Source organism: Kitasatospora putterlickiae (genome assembly GCF_039527695.1).
GTDB classification, from domain to species: domain Bacteria; phylum Actinomycetota; class Actinomycetes; order Streptomycetales; family Streptomycetaceae; genus Kitasatospora; species Kitasatospora putterlickiae.
Genome location: NZ_BAAAKJ010000055.1, coordinates 8,016 through 8,270, shown reverse-complemented (window position 1 = coordinate 8,270; position 255 = coordinate 8,016). Strand labels below are relative to the sequence as shown.

Sequence of the window (255 nt, the reverse complement as noted above, 5' to 3'; positions counted from 1 at the left end):
CGGCGGGCGGCCACTCGGTCGGCAGCCAGGCCGCCGGAGCGGCACCCTCGGCCGCCAGCCAGCCACGGGCGTGGCAGACCGCCTCGGCGAAAGGCTCGTCGCCGGAGTCCGGCCGCGAGTAGACCGCGACCTCGCGGCCGCCCTCGGCGTCGGCCTGGCCGAGCGTCACCTGCACGCGGGCGGCGGCGTCGTCGCCGAACTCCAGCGGCGCGGCCTGACCGTGCTCGCCGCCGCCAACCCGCTGCGCGGACTCGC

General features: G+C 80.0%; 1 protein-coding gene. It reads right to left on the bottom strand.

The features are described 5' to 3' along the window. Positions 1–255, bottom strand: a 255-nt coding sequence (locus tag ABD308_RS06460) for a hotdog family protein (protein WP_344328552.1), incomplete at both ends; no start/stop codon positions are given.